This window comes from Arcobacter sp. L, assembly GCF_000284235.1.
In the GTDB taxonomy this organism is placed as follows: domain Bacteria; phylum Campylobacterota; class Campylobacteria; order Campylobacterales; family Arcobacteraceae; genus Aliarcobacter; species Aliarcobacter defluvii.
In genome coordinates this window covers 614779-629465 of the sequence record NC_017192.1, presented here as the reverse complement: position 1 = coordinate 629465, position 14687 = coordinate 614779, and the positions used below count along the sequence as shown (strand labels likewise).

Sequence of the window (14687 nt, the reverse complement as noted above, 5' to 3'; positions counted from 1 at the left end):
ACCCAAACAAAGGCTTTTTATGAAAAACTTTATATTACAAAATGAAAATGCAATATATTTTGAATGTAAATTCTCTTGCGATAATGTTATTTTTTTGAATTTAGAAAAAGATAGATTTTTTATAACTGATGCTAGATATACTACAGAAGCAAAAGAGTATGCAAAAAAGTGTGAAGTAATAGAATCTTCAAATCTAATAGAAACAGCAAAAGAGATTTTAAAAAAAAATAAAATCAAAAAAATTACATTTGACCCAAATGATTTTAGTTTTGCTTCTTATACAAAATTAACTGAAAATCTAAAAACTGAATTTATTGCTAAAGAAAACTTTTCAAAATTAAAAAGAATTATTAAAAGTGATAAAGAGATAACTTTACTTAAAAAAGCAGCTGTTGCTGGACGTGAAGGTTTCAAAGAATTAGCAAAATTTATAAGAAAAAATGGTTTCAATCAGAGTGAACAATTTTTATATTTTAAAGCTTTCGAAAAAATGAGCCAAACAGGGAAACTTGATATAAGTTTTGAACCAATTGTTGCGATAAATGAAAATGCAGCAAAACCTCATGCTCTTCCAACTTCAAAAAAATTAAAACTACATGATTTATTATTAGTTGATGCGGGAATAAAATATAAAAGATATTGTTCTGATAGAACTTGCACAAGTCATGTTGATTTTGAAAGTTTCAGTTTTAAAAGAGAACAAAAATTCAAAAATGAAAAACATCAAAAAGTCTATGATATTGTTTTAAAAGCCCAATTAAATGCTATTGAAAATGCAAAAACTGGGATGAAAGCTAGTGAAATTGACAAATTAACTAGAGATGTAATAGAAAAAGCAGGATTTGGAAAATATTTTATTCATAGTACAGGTCATGGTGTTGGTCTTGATATTCATGAATTTCCTGTAATAAATTCCAAATCAGATGTAATAATTGAAGATAATATGGTATTTACAGTTGAACCTGGAATTTATCTTCCTGATGAATTTGGTGTTAGAATTGAAGATACAATTGTAATGCAAAATGGTAAAGCTGTAATACTTTAAATCAAAAAAATAGAAAAAATAAATCTTGATAAATTTAATCATGATTTATTTTTTAACAAAAAAGAGAGAAATTTGAAAAAAAAAATATCACATAAATTAACACTTTTTTATTCTTCTAATTTTCCTCAAAAATTCAATTCTTACTCACAAAAAAAATACAAGGTGACTATAGGAATTGGGGGAAATATTGGAAATACTAAAAAGATATTTGATAAATTAATCTTATGTTTAAGAAAAGACGCAAGATTTACTTTACTTATGACTTCACCCCTTTTAAAAAATCCACCCTTTGGATTTTTGGAACAAAGCGACTTTTTAAATGGTATAATTCGCCTCCAAACAAATCTTTGTCCTAACGCTTTTTTAAAAGCAATGCAAAGATATGAAAAAAAATTCGGAAGAAAGCGATCCTTTCAAGATGCGCCTAGAACCTTGGATATTGATATAATATTTTTTGATAATAAAAAAATAAATACAGAAAATTTAATTATCCCTCACAAAAATTGGGCAAATAGAGAGTCAGTGATTATTCCTTTAAAAAGGATGAAAAATGAACGAAAAACAAAAAAAAGTTATGGTTGGAATGAGTGGTGGAATTGATTCTTCAGTTACTGCTTATATGCTACAAAAAGAAGGTTACGAAGTTGAAGGAATTTATCTAAAACTTCATAATAGAACTGATGGCTATCATGAAAGAAATTTAGGTTATATAGATGATGTAGCTAAATTTTTAAATATAAAATATCACATATTAGATTTAGCAGATGAGTTTTCAAAAGAGGTTTATGATTATTTTGTTGATTCTTATTTAGAAGGCACAACTCCAAATCCTTGTGTAAAATGCAATCGTCAAATAAAATTTGGTGCAATGCTTAATTTTGCAAAAAAACATGGAGCTAATTTTTTAGCAACTGGACATTATGCAAAAACTGATGGAAAGTTTTTTTATGAAGCTGATGATAAAACAAAAGACCAAAGTTATTTCCTATCTCAAGTTGATAAAGATGCATTACCATATATGATGTTTCCTTTAAGTACTTACAAAAAAGAAGATATTGTAAAGTTTGGTGCAGATTTAGATGTGGCTTATAAAAAAATTACAGAAAAAAGTGAATCTCAAGAAATTTGTTTTGTTGAAACTGTTTACACTGATGTTGTTAAAAGACATGCAAATATTGATATTCCTGGAAAAGTTTTAGATGAACAAGGAAATGTTGTAGGTGAACACAAAGGTTATGCTCACTATACAATCGGGAAAAGAAGAGGATTTACTGTTCATGGAGCACATGATCCACATTTTGTTACAAAATTAAATCCTAAAGATAATACTATTGTCGTAGGTAAAAAAGAGTCTTTAGAAGTAAATGAAGTAGTTGGAAATAATCTAAATATGTTTATTGATGAGACAAAATTTTCTTGTAGTGTAAAACTAAGATATAGATCAACATCAACACCTTGTGAAGTAGAAATAAAAGATGAAAAAGTTTATATAACTTTAAAAGAAGCTGTTTATGGAGTTGCAACAGGTCAACTTGCAGTTTTTTATGATGATCAAAAAGTAATTGGAAGTGCTTGGATAAAAAGTACTAAATAGTTTTTTTAAAAACTATAATTTAGGAGAAAACTCCTAAATTATATTTATATTAGAATGTATATTCTACGCTTGCAAATACATATTTGTCATCAACATATTCTGCGTCATTAGAATCTTCATCAACATCACCATATAAAATTGAAGCTGTTAAAGTTTCTGTTATAGGATATGAAGCTGTTAAGTTTAATTCTTTTTCTTTAGCATCATCTGAACCATAAGTTGTAACACCATATAATGCACCTAATTCAACATCTACAATTGTATATCCTAAAGAACCATATACTGTTCTAGCATCTGGATCATATGTTCTATTTCCCATATCAAATGGAGAAATATTATCACCATAAGCATATATAGACCCTGCACCAACATCTTTATCAGTTTTAATATATCCAACAGCAGCTGAAATTCCTGCAACTTCTGTATTTAATTCAACATGTCCAATATAAGCATCTTCAGCAGCACCATATTTATCTGAATCTTCATCAGAGAAAGCATAATGTGCAACTCCACCAAAATAATCAGTTGTAAATGTTGCTTTTAGACCATAAAAACTTGCAACATCTGGAGCAAAATATGCATAAGGATTTAATTCTACAGCTTGGAAACCTGTATATTTAATGTCTGCAACATATGCACCATCTTTTGTTATTTCTTCAAAATCTTCACTGAAATCTATTCCTGATTCTGCTTGTTTATCTGTATAACCTAATACAATTGTTGTGTCTGGAATTGCTGTAATTGCTGCTACTACAGCCTCATTATAATCACCTAACCATTCAAGATCAATAGCTTGTCTACCAGCAGTTAAAGAGAATCCATCAGTTGCATATTTAATATATGCTTCAGTCATTAAAGAATGATTTTCATATGCGTCATCATAATTACCACTATGAACTTCACCTAATTGTAAGTTTCCTTTAAATTCAGCTTTAGCACTAAATCCATAAAATGAACCTGTTTCAAAGGCAATTGTAGCATTTCCATTTCCAAAACCAGAATCAGCTACTCCATCTTTATAGTCATGTTTTTCACCGTATAATGCTAAACTTCCAGAAGCTTTACCTTCTTTAAAAGCAGCATCAATTGAATCTGCACCAAATGACATAGTAGAACTTAAAATTAATCCGCATGTAACTAAACTTATTGTTTGACCTCTAAAAAGGTTTTTCATATTTTTTCCTTGTAAAATAAAATATTTGAATAAAAAACTTTCGCGCAAGTAATCTATTCGTATTAGAAGAACATCAAAATTATAACATTAAATAAACTGTTGTTTTAATTTTGATTGTATATTAAATATACACAATTATTATCCATTGTTTTTATACTAACGATAATGATTATTATTTTATACAATATTTACTTAATTATGAATTAACTTAATATTCATTAAGTACACTTTAGCTAGAATACGGATTCAATCAAATGTAAGGAAATTTTATGTCAACATTTAAACTTTTTAGTGGTTCAGCTAATCCTGAATTTGCAAGAAAAGTAGGTGAATATTTAAGTATGCCAGTATCAGACGCAACATTAAATAAATTTAGTGATGGTGAAATATCTGTTCAAATTACAGAGAGTGTTAGAGGACAAGATGTATTTATAATTCAACCAACTTGTGCACCAACTAATGATAATTTAATGGAATTATTAATAATGGTAGATGCACTTAAACGTTCAAGTGCAAAATCAATTTCAGCTGTTATTCCATATTTTGGATATGCAAGACAAGATAGAAAAGCAGCTCCAAGAGTTCCAATTACTGCAAAACTTGTTGCTGATTTACTTGAAGCAGCAGGAATTACAAGAGTAGTAACTATTGATTTACATGCTGCTCAAATTCAAGGCTTTTTCAATATTCCAGCTGATAACTTATTTGGTTCTATATTATTTGTTAATTATATAAAAAGTAAAAATTTAAAAAATCCTATTATTGCAAGCCCAGATATTGGTGGAGTTGCAAGGGCTAGATCTTATGCTGATAAATTAGGATATGACTTAGTTATAGTTGATAAAAAAAGAGAAAAAGCAAATGTTGCTGAAGTTATGAATATCATTGGAGATGTTAAAGATAAAGATGTAATTTTAGTTGATGACATGGTTGATACTGCAGGAACTTTAGTAAAAGCAGCAGAAGTTTTAAAGAAAAAAGGTGCAACTTCAGTTATGGCATGCTGTACTCACGGTGTATTGAGTGGTCCGGCATATGAAAGAATTAACAAAGGTGAACTTGATGAACTTGTTATTTCAGACACAATTCCTACACAAAAAGATGCTAAAAAGTTAACCGTTTTAACAGCTTCAGCTATGATTGGGGAAGCTATTAGAAGAATTCATAATAATGAATCTGTTAATTCAATTTTTAATAGTTAATATTAAAATAAAAAAAATATGATATAATTCGCGAAATTATTATCCAAAAGGAAAAAACATGAAAAAAGTATTATTATCAACAATTGCTTGTGCTACTTTAGCATTAGCTGCAAATAGTGACTATAAATATGAAATTACACCATTAATTGGTGGAGTTGTAACTGAAGGTAATTTAGATTTAGATAGAAATTATGCAAACGCAGGTTTAAGTTTAGGATTTAATCAATTTGATTCTTTTATTGATCAAGTTGAATTAGGTTTTTTAAGATCTATTGAAGATGTAGATTATAAAGATGGTTCAAGATCTGATACTGGAATTACTAGAATATTTACAAACTTAGTTAAAGAATATCCTTTAACAGCTGATGCTTCATTATATACATTAGTTGGAGCAGGTGTAGAAATTTTTGATAATGAAAATGCAGGAAATGAAAATGGTTTATTTGGTAACTATGGTGCAGGGATTAAATATAAAATAGCTGATGAATTATCTTTAAAATTTGATGTTAGACATTTAATTGAAGTTGATCATGGAGATAATAACTTATTATATACATTAGGATTCTCTGTTCCATTTGGTGAAGTTGCAAAAGCAGCTCCAGTTGTTGAAACTCCAGCTCCAGTTGTTGAAACTCCAGCTCCAGTTGCTGCACCAAAAGATACTGATGGTGATGGTGTTATTGATAATTTAGATGAATGTCCTGATACAATGAAAGGTGCTAAAGTTGATGCAGTTGGATGTATGACTTTAATCAACTTAAATATTAACTTTGATACTGATAAATCAGTAATTAAAGATTCTTATAACTCAAGAGTTGCAGAATTTGCAAAAATGATGAAAGCTAATCCAAAATTAAAAGCATCTATTGAAGCTCATACAGACTCTGTTGGTTCAAATGCATATAACCAAAAATTATCTGAAAGAAGAGCTGCTTCTACAGTTAAAGCATTAACTGATTTAGGTGTTGATAGCACAAAAATCAAAGCTGTTGGTTATGGTGAAACAAGACCTGTTGCAACAAATGCAACTGTTGAAGGTAGAGCTGAAAACAGAAGAGTTGAAGCTGTAATGGTTAAATAATTTTTAAATTATTAACTTAAATAAATTAAAAGGGGTTAAGTTTTACTTAACCCCTTTTTTTATTTAATAATTTTTAATATTTTTAATAAAAATAATATTTTTTTTAGGTTATAATGAACAAAATTATTTCAATCAAGGGAAAATGATGAAAAAAATATTAATAACATCTATAGTATGTGCAACGGCTCTTTTTGCTGCAAGTGATCCAAGTAGAACATATAGTTATGAAATCACGCCTTTTGTTTCAGGAATTTTAACTGATAGTAAAGCAGGATTAGAAGATAATAATTATATAAATGGTGGTATTTCTATTGGTAAAAATTTTGAAGAAACTTTTATTGATCAAGTTGAAATAGCATACATGAGAAGTGCTAGTGTTGGGTATGAGAATTCAAATGGAAATACAAATATTGATAGAATATTTTTAAATGCAGTTAAAAAATTTGAGTTAACAGATAGATTAGCAGCTTATGGATTAGCCGGTATTGGTTATCAAAATGTTTCACAAGAATTAGACAAACATAAAGATTCTGCCGTATTCAACTATGGAATTGGTCTAAGATATGATATTCCTTATTATGGAATTGCAATAAAAGGAGATGTTAGACATCTAATTGCAACAAAAGAAAATCAAAATGATATGATGTATACTTTAGGTTTAGGAATGCCTTTAGGAAAAAAATATACAAATGATATCATTGCTGCAAAAGCTCCAATTATAGAAGAAGAAGTTAAAGCTCCAATAATTGAAGAGCCTACTGAAGTTTTACCAGCAATTCAAGATGATGATAAAGATGGAGTATCAAATAAATTTGATAAATGTCCAAATACTTCACCAGGTGTTAAAGTAAACAAAGATGGTTGTGTTGAAACTGTAAATTTAAATATTAATTTTGATAACAACTCAGCAGAAATAAAAAATATCTATGATGAAAAATTACATCAATTTGCAAATATGCTAAAAGCTAATCAAACAATGACTGCAGTAATTGAAGCACATACTGATTCTAAGGGTAGTGATGCATATAATCAAAATTTATCTGATAGAAGAGCTATTTCAGTTGTAAATGCATTAAAAGCTTATGGAGTAAAATCTTCAAAATTAAAAGCTATAGGATATGGAGAGACTCAACCTATTGCAACAAATGAAACAGAAGAAGGTAAAGCTCTAAATAGAAGAGTTACTGCACTAGTAAATCAATAATTTTCAAAAGATTTAGATTAACTCTAAATCTTTTAAGCTATCATAAAAAATCATTTAACTATAAACTTACTAAACTTTAGATATAATCGCGATAAATAATAAACAAATTATAGGAATAGCCTTGCAAAAAAATATTAGAAACTTTAGTATTATTGCACATATTGATCATGGAAAATCAACACTTGCAGATAGAATTATTCAAGAATGTGGAGCTATTACTGATAGAGAAATGACTTCTCAAGTTATGGATACAATGGATATCGAAAAAGAAAGAGGTATCACTATCAAAGCTCAAAGTGTTAGGCTTGATTATGTAAAAGATGGACAAAAATATGTTTTAAACCTAATTGACACTCCAGGTCACGTTGACTTTTCATATGAAGTAAGCCGTTCACTAGCTTCATCTGAAGGTGCTTTACTAATAGTTGATTCAACTCAAGGAGTTGAAGCACAAACTATAGCAAATGTTTATATAGCTATGGATAATGATTTAGAATTATTACCTGTTGTAAATAAAATTGACTTACCAAGTGCTGATCCAATTAGAGTTTTAGAAGAAGTTGAGGAAGCTATTGGACTTGATTGTACTTTACATAATCTAATTTCAGCAAAAACTGGTCTTGGAGTTAAAGATTTAATTGATTCAATAGTTGATAGAGTACCAGCTCCAAACGGAGATGAAAATGCACCAACAAAAGCTCTTATTTATGACTCATGGTTTGATAACTATCTTGGAGCTTTAGCACTTGTTAGAGTTTATGATGGGAGTATCAAAAAAGGTCAAAAAATAAGACTTATGAATACAAAAGTTGAACACCAAGTAATTGGTCTTATGTATCCACATCCTTTAAAAAGACAAGATACTTTAGAGATAAAAACTGGTGAGATTGGTATTGTTGTTCTTGGTCTTAAAACTTTAGATGGTATTGCTGTTGGTGATACGATAACTGATGCAAAAAATCCAACTCTTGAGCCAATTGATGGATTTGAACCAGCTAAACCATTTGTATTCGCAGGAATTTATCCAATCGAAACTGATAAATTTGAAGATTTAAGAGATGCGTTAAATAAACTAAAATTAAATGACTCTTCAATTTCTTTTGAACCTGAAAGTTCAGCAGCTTTAGGAAGTGGATTTAGAACTGGTTTCTTAGGAATGCTTCATATGGAAGTTATTAAAGAGAGACTTGAGAGAGAATTTGACTTAGATTTAATTGCAACTGCACCAACAGTTGTTTATAGAGTTGAAAAAAGTAATGGAGAAGTTATAGAGATACAAAATCCAAGTGAACTTCCTGAACCAAATTATATAAAAACAATTTTTGAACCATATGTAAAAGCAACTATTTTAGTACCTGATGAATTTTTAGGAAATGTTATAAAACTTCTTAATGACAAAAGAGGAATCCAAATAAAAATGGATTATTTAGGGAAAAGAGTTTTACTTGAATATGATTTACCAATGAATGAAATCGTAATGGATTTTTATGATAAATTAAAATCAACTACAAAAGGTTATGCATCTTTTGATTATGAACCAGTTGGATTTAGACCTGGAAATCTTAAAAAACTTGATATTCGAGTTGCTGGTGATGTTGTTGATGCACTTTCAATCATCGTTCCTGATGATAAAGCAGTTTCAAAAGGAAGAGAGTTTGTAAAAGCTCTAAAAGAATTAATTCCAAGACAACTTTTTGAAGTTGCAGTGCAAGCAAGTATTGGAAGTACAGTAATTGCTAGAGAAACTGTAAAATCAATGGGGAAAAACGTAACTGCAAAATGTTACGGTGGAGATATCACGAGAAAAAGAAAACTTCTTGAAAAACAAAAAGAAGGTAAAAAAAGAATGAAAGCGATTGGAAAGGTAAACGTACCTCAAGAAGCATTCATGGCAGTTCTTAAAATCTAATCTTTCACGCATCTTCTGCGTTGGAATGAAAAATTTATTGACTCACTTAGTACACTAAGCTCCTCAATAAATTTTACCTTCCGCCTTGAATCTACATAAAATCTTAGATTTTAAATATCTTTAATTTTCTGAACAATTTTCTTTTTAAAGTTTTCTGACAAATTATAAAAATTATGATATAAATTTGTATATTTATCATTTTCTTCTAATTTATCAAGTTTATGCATCTGGGATATTATTTAATTATAGTCTTTTATTAATGTTTCTGAATAAATGCTTATTATCATTTCAATTTTTATTAAATCATAATCAAATTTTCTTTAATCTTCTTTTTTGTTTTCTCAACAAAATAATCTTTTGCAATAGATGCGATAAAACCTATTACACCACCTACTAAAAGTAATACTAATTTTTCCATTTCCATATTACAACCTTAAATAATTTCAATCATTATAACAAAATCTGAACTACGCTCTTAAAATGTGAGCATTTTCAAAATAGCGTTAAGAAAAATATATCTAAATTCGTAAAGAAATTTGAACTGTCTGAAGACTGAGGTACGAAGTCAAGTTTTCAAATTTTAGAATTTAGATATATTTTTTAGCTGTTTTGAATCCCTGCGAACGCTTTTGCCTGCAAGCAGGATTACATCTTTTGCATACTTTTCTTTACTAAAAAGAAAAGAAAAAAGTATCACCCTAAAGAAATAAATATAATTTATGATATTATTATTTTCATGTTATGCTTAACCTGTAAAAACCTATCATTTGAAATTATCTGCAAAGATTGTCAAAAAAATCTTTTAATACCCTCTTTCCATAAAAGAGAAATAGATGATGGATTTTTTAACTATTCATTTTATTCTTTATCGGAACTTGAAGATTTAATCTCTTCAAAATACTATTTTCATGGAGATAGAGTTTTTAATATTCTTGCCAAACTATCTTTTGCTAAATTTGCTCAAAATTTTACTTTTTCAAACCAAGTATTTGCAATTCCTATTGATGACCATACACGTCATGATTTTTCACATACAGCTATCTTAGCAAAACATCTAAAATCAAAATTTATCACTCCAAAATACAACTCTTTAAAAGCTACAAATATAGTTAAATATGCTGGAAAAGATTTAGAATTTAGACAAAAAAATCCAAGAAAATTTCAAGTTACAAATATTACTAATCAAATGACAATTTTATGTGATGATTTAATTACAACAGGTGCTACAATTAAGCAAGCAAAAAAAGCTTTAGAAAAAAGAAATAATCAGGTTTTATTTTCTTTAACCCTAGCTGATGCAAAACTTTAGTATAATTTATTTTTTACAAAGGGAACAAAGTGATAGGAATTATTGATTATAACATGGGAAATTTAGCGAGTGTTTATAACGCTTGTCATTTATTAGATGCAAAAGCAACAATTGTTAAAAATCCTGAAGATTTAAAAAATTTTAATAGAGTTATATTACCTGGTGTTGGTGCATATAAAGATGCAATGGAACATTTAATTAAAACAGGTATGAATGAAGCTGTTTATGAATTTGCAAAAAGTGGTAAACCAATGATTGGAATTTGTCTTGGAATGCAACTTTTATTTGAAAGTTCTCAAGAGTTTGGTCATACAGATGGTTTAGGATTAATTGATGGTGTTGTTGTAAAATTTGATAAAACAAAAATGCATGAAGATTTTAAAATTCCTCATATGGGTTGGAATACAATTGTAAATAAAGAACATCCATTATTTGAAGGTTTGCATAATCCATATTTATATTTTGTTCACTCTTATCATGCTGTTACAAGAGAAGAAAATATAATAGGTAAAACAACTTATGGATATGAATTTGCAAGTGCCGTAAATAAAGATAACATTTATGGATTTCAACCACATCCTGAAAAATCACATGATAATGGATTGAAAATTTTAAAAAACTTTATGAATTTAAAATAAAAAAGGAATTCTTATGAAAACTATTGCAATAACAGGTGCTAGTGGGTTTGTTGGTAGTAGTTTAACAAAATTTTTTTCTAATTTAGGTTATAAAATAACTCCTTTATCAAGAGAAATTTTAAATAATAAAAGTAATCTAGAAGAAGTATTAAATTCTTCAGATATTGTTATAAATTTGGCTGGGGCAAATATAATTAATAGATGGAGTGAATCTTATAAAAGACTTCTTTATTCAAGTAGAATTGATACTACATCTAAAATTGTAAATGCTATAAACCATATTCAAAATAAACCTAAACTTCTAATTTCTACTTCTGCTGTTGGTATTTATGATAATAAAACTATTTATGATGAAAATGGAAATTTTGCAAATGATTTTTTATCAAATCTTTGTCAAGATTGGGAGAAAAAAGCTTTAGAAGCAAAAAATGAAATAACAAAAGTTTCTATTTTTAGATTTGGTATTGTTCTTGGACGTGATGGTGGAGCTTTACAAAAAATGTTAACTCCTTTTAAACTAGGACTTGGAGGAACAATAGGAAATGGAAATCAAGCATTTTCATTTATTCATATAAGCGATTTGTTAAATGCTTACAAATTTGTGATTGAAAATTCTCATGAAAATATTTTTAATCTAACTGCACCAAAACCAACAACAAACAAAGGCCTTACCCTTGCTTTAGGGAAAACACTAAAAAGACCTACTATACTTCCAGTACCAGAATTTGTTTTAAAACTTATTTTTAGTGAAGGTGCACGTGTTTTAACTGATGGACAAAGTGTAATACCAAAGAAATTATTAGATTTAGGATTTGAGTTCAAATTTAGAACAATAGAAGAAACAATAGAAAATTTATGTAATTAAGGATTTATTTAATGGATATTTTACCTGCGATTGATTTAAAAGATGGAAAAGCTGTAAGACTAAGTAAAGGACTTATGGATAGTGCTAAAATCTATTCAGATGAGCCATGGCAAGTAGCAAAAAGATTTGAAGAATTAGGTAGTAAATGGGTTCATATCGTTGATTTAAATGGAGCATTTGCTGGAAAACCAGCAAACTTAGAACAAATCAAAAAAATTAGAGAAAATTGCAACTTAAAAATTGAACTTGGTGGTGGAATAAGAGATGAAGAAACTATCAAAATGTATCTAGAACTTGGTGTTGACAGATTAATCTTAGGTTCAATTGCAGTAAAAGATCCAATATTTGTGAAAAAAATGGCTTCAAAATATCCAATTGCTGTTGGAATTGATGCAATGAATGGAATGGTTGCAGTTGAAGGTTGGGCTGAAGTTTCAACTATGAAAGCAACTGATTTAGCTAAAGAATTTGCAAATGCAGGTGTTCAAGCTATTATTTGTACTGATATTTCAAAAGATGGAATGCTTTGTGGAGTTAATGTTGAATTTACTGAATCTATTGCTTTATCATCAGGAGTTGATACAATTGCAAGTGGTGGAGTAAAAGATATTCAAGATATTATAAATTGCAAAAACAATGGAAATATTTCAGGTGTAATAGTTGGAAAAGCATTTTACGAAGGAACACTTGATTTAGAAGAGGCATTCAAAATTTTATAAAATTATTAAATTATTTAGAAAAAGTATTTTATTAGAAATAATATTATGATATTATAATATAAAAAGATTTGTGAAGGCGTGTAAATGAACTCTAACAAAAAAATAACTATTATTATTTTCTCTATGGTTTCATTACTTACTATAGTAATTGTTGCTTTAGTGGCGCTTGGTTCCAGACAAAGTGGATATGTTAGTGCAAAAAAAAGAGCTTATTTAACGGCAGATATTGTAAAAAAATCATTAACTTCACATATGGTTAATGGAAACATGGATCAAAGAGATACTTTTTTAAATGGAATTAGTGAATTAAAAGAAGTTAAAGATTTATGGATTATTAGAGCAAAAAGTGTTAGTAATCAATTTGGTAAATCTAAACTAACAAATGAAATTCCAAGAGATGATATTGATAAAAAAGTATTAGAAAATGGGAAAGAAGAAGTTTTAATAGATGAATCTTTAACAAATGCAACTTTAAGAATTACTATTCCGTATACTGCTTCTTCACTTGATAAACCAAATTGTTTATCATGTCATAATGCAAAAGAAGGGGAAGTTTTAGGAGCTATTTCTTTAACTTTTGATATTCAAGAAGATAGAATTTCAAGTATTGCTGTTTTATTAAATATTATTGCAATAATATCTGTATTTTTAATATTCATTCTAATTTATATAAGTAGAAAAATTAAACCTTACACAAGTTCTTTTGACTCTATTACAGAAGTATTAAAACAAGTTCACGAAGGTGATTATAGTGTAAGAGCAAAAGCTGGTGTTTTAAAAGAAGATAAAGAAGCTTCTGTTTGGTTAAATGAACTTATCGAAAAACTTGAGACTGTTTTAACAGGAATTGAAAAAAATCTTACTACTTTTGTGCATAATCGATCTACAAATGTAAATAATGATAAATTATTAACTGCACAAGATATAATTGAAGATATATCAGAGATTTATAATTATAAAAAAACAATTGAAACTGATTTAACAAAAGATGATATTTACTATAGATTAATTCAAGTTTTAAAAGATAAATTAAAAATTCAAGATTTCTTTATTTTTGAAACTGACTTAATAAAAGATGAAAGAAAAATTATCTTCTCAACAAAAGAGACTATTCCTTGTTGCAATATCTCAAAAAATATAAAAGAGAGATGTAGAGCAGAAAGAACAAATACGATTGTATCTTCTGAAAATTTCCCTGAAATTTGTAGACTTGCAACTTGTCCAGCGAATACAAATCATATTTGTATTCCATTTTTAATTAATGAACAAAAAAATGTTGTTATACATATAATTTGTGAAAATGAAGAATGCCTAAAACATGTAAAATATCAAATTGGTATAATCAAAAAATATTTAGAAGAAACAAAACCTATTTTAGAAAGTAAACTTTTAATGGATGTATTAAGAGAAAGAAATCTAATCGATGGATTAACTGGACTTTATAATAGAAAATATTTAGATGAATTTATAGATAGAAAACTTCCTTATGAACTAAGAGAAGGTTCTACATTTGCTATTATGTTCTTGGATATTGATTATTTTAAAATGATAAATGACACTTATGGACATGATGCAGGAGATGCAATTTTACAAAAATTATCTCAAACAATGAAAGATTCGATTAGTGAAAATGAATTTATTATAAGATTTGGTGGGGAAGAGTTTTTAATCATAATGAAAAATCCAACAGAAGAAACAGCTTTAGAATTAGCAAATAAAATAAATCAAGATTTTGGGAAACTTGTATTTACATTTAATAATGAATCGTTTAGTAAAACTGTTAGTATTGGTTATGCTTTCTTTCCAAAAGATACTGATCAAATTTGGAAATGTATTAAATTTGCTGATTTATCTTTATATGAAGCAAAAGCAACAGGAAGAAATAGAGTTATTAGATTTAAAAAAGAACTTCTAAAAAATGGAGATAAAGATAGTTATTAAAACTAA

At 27.9% G+C, this 14687-nt stretch carries 14 protein-coding genes; 12 read left to right on the top strand and 2 right to left on the bottom strand.

Annotated elements, in window-relative coordinates:
- Positions 1-19: 19 nt before the first annotated feature.
- The 3 genes from ABLL_RS03175 (at position 20) to mnmA (ending at position 2639) form a co-directional block, all read left to right on the top strand.
- A complete protein-coding gene (locus ABLL_RS03175; protein ID WP_014473341.1) occupies positions 20-1045 on the top strand; it encodes a M24 family metallopeptidase in 1026 nt (341 codons plus the stop codon).
- A gap of 72 nt (positions 1046-1117) precedes the next feature.
- Positions 1118-1645, top strand: coding sequence for a 2-amino-4-hydroxy-6-hydroxymethyldihydropteridine diphosphokinase (gene folK, locus ABLL_RS03170; RefSeq protein WP_014473340.1), 528 nt, complete (start codon positions 1118-1120; stop codon positions 1643-1645).
- Entirely contained in the window at positions 1596-2639 is a 1044-nt protein-coding gene (gene mnmA, locus ABLL_RS03165) for a tRNA 2-thiouridine(34) synthase MnmA (protein WP_041654645.1), read from the top strand. Before folK ends, mnmA begins: the two co-directional genes overlap by 50 nt.
- 49 nt (positions 2640-2688) lie before the next feature.
- On the opposite strand, the gene ABLL_RS03160 is transcribed toward mnmA, so the two are convergent.
- The gene (locus tag ABLL_RS03160) at positions 2689-3813 is read right to left on the bottom strand and encodes an Opr family porin (RefSeq protein WP_014473338.1); all 1125 of its coding nucleotides are present in this window, start codon (positions 3811-3813) and stop codon (positions 2689-2691) included.
- A 269-nt stretch (positions 3814-4082) separates the two neighbouring features.
- On the opposite strand from ABLL_RS03160, the gene ABLL_RS03155 reads away from it, so the two are divergent.
- The 4 genes from ABLL_RS03155 to lepA all read left to right on the top strand — a co-directional run bounded on the left by ABLL_RS03155 (position 4083) and on the right by lepA (position 9209).
- A complete protein-coding gene (locus ABLL_RS03155; protein WP_014473337.1) occupies positions 4083-5015 on the top strand; it encodes a ribose-phosphate pyrophosphokinase in 933 nt (310 codons plus the stop codon).
- Positions 5016-5073: 58 nt separating this feature from the next.
- Complete coding sequence (locus tag ABLL_RS03150; RefSeq protein ID WP_014473336.1) at positions 5074-6096, top strand: OmpA family protein; 1023 nt, start codon at positions 5074-5076, stop codon at positions 6094-6096.
- A 145-nt stretch (positions 6097-6241) separates the two neighbouring features.
- Positions 6242-7300 carry an OmpA family protein gene (locus ABLL_RS03145; protein ID WP_014473335.1) on the top strand — a complete coding sequence of 353 codons (1059 nt, stop codon included), beginning with the start codon at positions 6242-6244 and terminating at the stop codon, positions 7298-7300.
- 121 nt (positions 7301-7421) lie between these two features.
- Positions 7422-9209 carry a translation elongation factor 4 gene (gene lepA / locus ABLL_RS03140; RefSeq protein WP_014473334.1) on the top strand — a complete coding sequence of 596 codons (1788 nt, stop codon included), beginning with the start codon at positions 7422-7424 and terminating at the stop codon, positions 9207-9209.
- A gap of 298 nt (positions 9210-9507) precedes the next feature.
- On the opposite strand, the gene ABLL_RS15165 is transcribed toward lepA, so the two are convergent.
- Complete coding sequence (locus tag ABLL_RS15165; RefSeq protein ID WP_014473333.1) at positions 9508-9633, bottom strand: hypothetical protein; 126 nt, start codon at positions 9631-9633, stop codon at positions 9508-9510.
- A 312-nt stretch (positions 9634-9945) separates the two neighbouring features.
- On the opposite strand from ABLL_RS15165, the gene ABLL_RS03135 reads away from it, so the two are divergent.
- The 5 genes from ABLL_RS03135 (at position 9946) to ABLL_RS03115 (ending at position 14681) form a co-directional block, all read left to right on the top strand.
- A complete protein-coding gene (locus tag ABLL_RS03135) occupies positions 9946-10518 on the top strand; it encodes a ComF family protein (RefSeq protein ID WP_014473332.1) in 573 nt (190 codons plus the stop codon).
- Between the two features lie 29 nt (positions 10519-10547).
- A complete protein-coding gene (gene hisH, locus ABLL_RS03130) occupies positions 10548-11156 on the top strand; it encodes an imidazole glycerol phosphate synthase subunit HisH (protein ID WP_014473331.1) in 609 nt (202 codons plus the stop codon).
- 13 nt (positions 11157-11169) lie between these two features.
- Positions 11170-12021, top strand: a complete 852-nt coding sequence (locus ABLL_RS03125; RefSeq protein ID WP_014473330.1) for a TIGR01777 family oxidoreductase — start codon at positions 11170-11172, stop codon at positions 12019-12021.
- An 11-nt stretch (positions 12022-12032) separates the two neighbouring features.
- Positions 12033-12740, top strand: coding sequence for a 1-(5-phosphoribosyl)-5-[(5-phosphoribosylamino)methylideneamino]imidazole-4-carboxamide isomerase (hisA, locus tag ABLL_RS03120; RefSeq protein ID WP_014473329.1), 708 nt, complete (start codon positions 12033-12035; stop codon positions 12738-12740).
- An 84-nt stretch (positions 12741-12824) separates the two neighbouring features.
- Complete coding sequence (locus ABLL_RS03115; RefSeq protein ID WP_014473328.1) at positions 12825-14681, top strand: GGDEF domain-containing protein; 1857 nt, start codon at positions 12825-12827, stop codon at positions 14679-14681.
- Positions 14682-14687 lie beyond the last annotated feature (6 nt).

Excerpts from the sequence above, each read along its gene's own strand:
- hisA (WP_014473329.1), top strand. The coding sequence starts at position 12,033 with ATGGATATTTTACCTGCGATTGATTTAAAAGATGGAAAAGCTGTAAGA.
- ABLL_RS03155 (WP_014473337.1), top strand. The coding sequence starts at position 4,083 with ATGTCAACATTTAAACTTTTTAGTGGTTCAGCTAATCCTGAATTTGCA.
- ABLL_RS03175 (WP_014473341.1), top strand. The coding sequence starts at position 20 with ATGAAAAACTTTATATTACAAAATGAAAATGCAATATATTTTGAATGT.
- ABLL_RS03160 (WP_014473338.1), bottom strand. The coding sequence starts at position 3,813 with ATGAAAAACCTTTTTAGAGGTCAAACAATAAGTTTAGTTACATGCGGA.
- ABLL_RS03125 (WP_014473330.1), top strand. The coding sequence starts at position 11,170 with ATGAAAACTATTGCAATAACAGGTGCTAGTGGGTTTGTTGGTAGTAGT.
- ABLL_RS03150 (WP_014473336.1), top strand. The coding sequence starts at position 5,074 with ATGAAAAAAGTATTATTATCAACAATTGCTTGTGCTACTTTAGCATTA.
- ABLL_RS15165 (WP_014473333.1), bottom strand. The coding sequence starts at position 9,633 with ATGGAAATGGAAAAATTAGTATTACTTTTAGTAGGTGGTGTAATAGGT.
- ABLL_RS03115 (WP_014473328.1), top strand. The coding sequence starts at position 12,825 with ATGAACTCTAACAAAAAAATAACTATTATTATTTTCTCTATGGTTTCA.
- mnmA (WP_041654645.1), top strand. The coding sequence starts at position 1,596 with ATGAACGAAAAACAAAAAAAAGTTATGGTTGGAATGAGTGGTGGAATT.
- ABLL_RS03135 (WP_014473332.1), top strand. The coding sequence starts at position 9,946 with ATGTTATGCTTAACCTGTAAAAACCTATCATTTGAAATTATCTGCAAA.
- ABLL_RS03145 (WP_014473335.1), top strand. The coding sequence starts at position 6,242 with ATGAAAAAAATATTAATAACATCTATAGTATGTGCAACGGCTCTTTTT.